This is a genomic window from Rhizorhabdus sp., from assembly GCF_018006725.1.
Classification (GTDB): Bacteria; Pseudomonadota; Alphaproteobacteria; order Sphingomonadales; family Sphingomonadaceae; genus Rhizorhabdus.
The window spans coordinates 1-4,009 of the sequence record NZ_JAGMXV010000348.1; the positions used below are offsets into that span (position 1 = coordinate 1).

The 4,009-nt window shown below is 66.9% G+C and carries 4 protein-coding genes; 1 reads left to right on the forward strand and 3 read right to left on the reverse strand.

The genetic code is table 11. The annotated features are described in order from the left end of the window. Positions 1-413, forward strand: a 413-nt coding sequence (locus KAY22_RS25675) for a methyl-accepting chemotaxis protein (protein ID WP_296625941.1), incomplete at its 5' end; no start/stop codon positions are given. 121 nt (positions 414-534) lie between these two features. On the opposite strand, the gene KAY22_RS25680 is transcribed toward KAY22_RS25675, so the two are convergent. The 3 genes from KAY22_RS25680 to KAY22_RS25690 all read right to left on the reverse strand — a co-directional run. After that, positions 535-2,208, reverse strand: coding sequence for a hypothetical protein (locus tag KAY22_RS25680; RefSeq protein WP_296625942.1), 1,674 nt, complete (start codon positions 2,206-2,208; stop codon positions 535-537). Positions 2,209-2,278: 70 nt separating this feature from the next. Next, positions 2,279-3,580, reverse strand: a complete 1,302-nt coding sequence (locus KAY22_RS25685) for an FAD-binding oxidoreductase (RefSeq protein ID WP_296625943.1) — start codon at positions 3,578-3,580, stop codon at positions 2,279-2,281. Positions 3,581-3,689: 109 nt separating this feature from the next. Next, a partial coding sequence (locus tag KAY22_RS25690) for a prolyl oligopeptidase family serine peptidase (RefSeq protein ID WP_296625944.1) occupies positions 3,690-4,009 on the reverse strand: 320 nt, incomplete at its 5' end.

The window sequence follows — 4,009 nt, forward strand, 5'->3', positions numbered from 1 at the left end:
CCAACAGCACCGAGCAGGTCGAGATCGGCGTGAAGCTAGTCGGAGAAACCGGCCGGATGCTGACCCGCATCGTCGACCGCGTCGGCGATGTCAGCGAGGTCATCACCGACATTGCGACGTCGGCCGAAAGCCAGTCCGCCAGCCTGATCCAGGTCAACGACGCCGTCGGCGAAATGGACAGGATGACACAGCAGAACGCAGCCATGGTCGAGGAGAGCGCCGCATCGGCGGTCAACCTTGCCAACGAAGCGCACAGCCTGGCGGAACAGGTTGCGCGTTTCCGGTTCGGCGCCGAAAGGCAGGCTATGACCTCGCGCGCAACCGCTCTGCCCGCGCCGAAGAAGGTCGCTTCAGCGTCCCATGTGGCCGGCAATCTCGCGCTGAAAGTCGAGGACGACTGGTCGAGCTTCTGAGGCACGCGACCTGAGACAGAGAATGACCGGCTCCCCTTGAGCGGCGCGGCCCGATTGCATGGGGCAAGAAGCCCTGCGGTCTGCCGCGCCGCCCTTTATCTTATGGGCATCGTCGCAGGCGTCAGCGCGCTCGGCGCGGATAGAGTGCGAAGGGCACTGACCCTTCGCGGGTGAGCGTCGCGAAGACATCCGCCAGCACATCCGCTGCCGGGCGGGTTTCGTCCGCCGCCGCCGCATCAGCGATCAGCGCGTCGAGTTCGGCCTTGCCGGTGACGTAGCTGGTGCCGTAGCCCGGCTGGCGGAGATAGAGCAGCTGTTCGAAGCCGACGAGCGGATTGTCGGGGTCCGAATAGCCGCGCGGGGTCCAGCGGGCATGGAAGCGCCCCGCCTCTGCCAGCGTCCATTCATTCGCCTGCACGTGAAGCGACGCCAGGCCGCGCGCCGCGCGGTTGGCGAGCATGATCCACACCAGTTCACGACCACGCGGCACGTCGTCATAGAGACCCGCGTGCATCGACAGCTCTTCGAGCGCGGTCGCGAAGCCCTCCGAGCGCGATTGGAAAATGTTGAACAGGGGCGCTGTCCGACGGATCGGATCAGCGTTCGGCTCATGCTTGATCCGCGCCAGTTCCATCCAGTGGATATCATGCGAATAGAGCGGCCAGGGATCGAGCGCGGTGACGTGGTAGAAGAAGTTGCGCCGTTCGCGCGGGACATAGTTCAACGTCTGTGCGGCGAGCGCGGCGCGGTAATAGGGTTTGTCCTCCATCAGCCGATTGGCGACGAGAAAATCGGTAAAGCGCGCCATCTTCTGCTCGGCGAAGCGCCGATAGGCGGCCGGGTCATCGATCGCCTGCAGCGGCGGAAGATGGCGGTTGCGGGCTTCCTCCAGCCGGAGCCCCGCCCAGGCGCGATCCAACTCGCGCTGCAGCATTCCGCGCTGCGCATCCCAGTCATAGGGAAGCAGCTGCACATGCTTCATATACCAGTTGTAATCCACCTTGCCGACGCCCGAAGGACCGGTCTTCTTCGGCGCCTCGGCCTTGATCCAGGCGGCGAAGGCGAGTGTCGCATCGCGCGCTTCGGTGACCGCGCGGCGAAGGGCGGGCGAAGCCCCTTTCAGCGAGGCCGCCTTCTGTCCTTCCAGCGTCCGCATCGACAGGCTGCCGTCGAGCAGCGCCGACAGCACTGATGCCTGTTCGGCCAGCGCCCGATCGCCATAGCGCCAGAGGTCAGCCGCATTACCATCGGCCAGCCACGTCCGCGCCCGCTGCAACAGGATCGGCACCGAGCGCAGCTGTGTCGTCAGACGAGCGTCGTCGGCCTTCGACAGGGGCCAGTCATAGCGGAACAGGTCGACGACGTCGGCGGAGGGCCCCTCATGCGCGGGGACGTCGCTCTCCTCGCCATAAACGGTCGCGAAATAACTTGGATCGCGCGCCCAGGGCCGGCGGACGCGAAGATCGAAGTCGAGTCCGTTCATCTCGGCTTCGAGCAGCCGCGCATCGGCCTGTGCCCGCTGCGTCCAGCCGGACCGGTCCAGCTGCGCCAGCCGCGCCTTCCACTCGATCAGCCCTGCGCGTTTGCGAGCAAGCGCTTCAGACCCGAAGTCAGGCGCACCGGCGGTGAACTCGGGCTGCGCGAACCGGCGCCAGCCGGCCGCGAAATCGACCAGCGTCGCCGGGATTTCGTCTTGGACGACAGCTGCCGCCGGGGGAGCGGACAGCGCGGGCGACGACGTGCCTGCGGCCAATATCATGGCGCAGCAGCCGAGCATGAATCTGGTGCGCAGCATCGAACGTCTCCCTGATCAAGGGCCGCCAGAGTGGCAGCCAATCCCGCCTCTTCCTAATGCGCGCCCGCGATCACGCCATACCCAGCCGACGCCGCAGTTGCTTCGCGAACAAAGCCGTGGTCAGCAGCAGGCGCGGGATGTGACGCGCCAACAGGAAACCCGAGACGCGCCGCGCATCGGCTACCGGCAACTGCGCCAGCTTGCGATCCCCCAGCAGAAAGGCCGCCAGTTCGCGCCCGAGAATAGCGTTGATACCCAAGCCACGCCCGTTGCACGCCTGCACCGCGAGCAGCCCCTCGTCGAGCCGGACGATACGGGGAATGAGGTCGGTGTTGACCGCCGCCTGGCCCAGCCAGACGAAGTCGATCTTGAGCGGCTGATAGGCAACCAGCGTCTCGGCAAGGCGCCGATTGATCTTCTCGGCCAGATCGTCTGGCAGCCCGCCATTGCTCGACGGAAAAGCGGTCACGAGGCGCCCATCGGCGGTATAGCGGATCGAGAAGACATCGAGTTCGAGATCGGTCAGCGCCTCATTGCCCGGCAGGATCTGCGCACGCATCGCATCGGGTAGCGGTTCGGTCGCCACTTCGACGACCGGAAGCGGCAACATCGTACCGCTAAGGGCCTTGTGGATCCCGCCATTGCTCGCATTGGCCGCGACGATCACGCGACGCGCGACGATCTCGCCGTCGGGCAGCGTAACCTTCCAGCCGCCCGGCGCCCGCCCCAGCCGCAGGGCGGGAGTCCCTTCGTACAGGCGGGCGCCGAGCGCCTCCGCGCGATCGGCCAGCCCGCGTGCCAGCGCGAGCGGGTCGACTCCGCCACCGGTCGGATCGACCAGAGCGGCGCGATAGCCGCGACAGCCCGTGAGCGCGATCACCTCTTCCGGATCGACGACGCGCAGGTCCGACCGGATCGGCGCCCATTGGCGCACCACATCCTGCAGGACCGTCAGGCTGTTCGCGCCCATGCGCGGTGCGATGAAACCGGCCGGGACGGCGGCGCAGTCCAGACGGTGCCGTTCGACGAGATCGAACACATGCGTCCCGCTCTCGGCAATGAGGCGCAGAACGCACGACGCACGATCCTCGCCCAGCTTTTTGCGGACGGCGTCCGGGGTCGTCTTGGTCAGTTGCGGCGCGATGACGCCTGCGCTTGCCCCGGTCGCCCCCGCACCGAAGGTCTGCGCCTCTACCAGCGCGACGCCCATTCCGCGCTCGGCGAGGTGCAGCGCCGTCGAGAGCCCTGCGACGCCGCCGCCGATGATTGCGACATCGGCTTCCAGCGGGCCCCGCGCCGCCGGCCGGCGCGCCGGAGCGGGCGACAAGGCCTCCCAAACGGACATCTCCCGCGCGGGCGCGTCATTCGTCATGCAGAGCGTGCCGACGCCGCGCGGGCGACAGAAACGAAACGGTGGAGGCTGCAATATATGTGCATATTCACGCGATATTGAGCCCTATAGCCTCTGTCAAGCTGGCCGCTCAGCGGGGGTAGGTTGCGCCGGCAGGGCGCAGGTTGCGATCGAGGAACTCGACCATCTTGCGGAAAGCGAAACGCGTCTGCGGCAGGCCTTCCATGTCCCAGGGATGGCCCGCGCCCGGCAGGGTGACGAGCTCGAACAGCTTGCCCTGGCCGATCATCCGCTCGGCCAGCGCCATGGTGTCGGCATAGAGCACGACCTCGTCCCGCGACCCGTGGATGATCATCAGCGGATCGGCGAGGCCTTGGCTCTGATAGAGCGCAGACTGCTTCTCATAGCGCGCCGGATAGTCCGCGCCGCTTGGCGGACCCATGATCCATT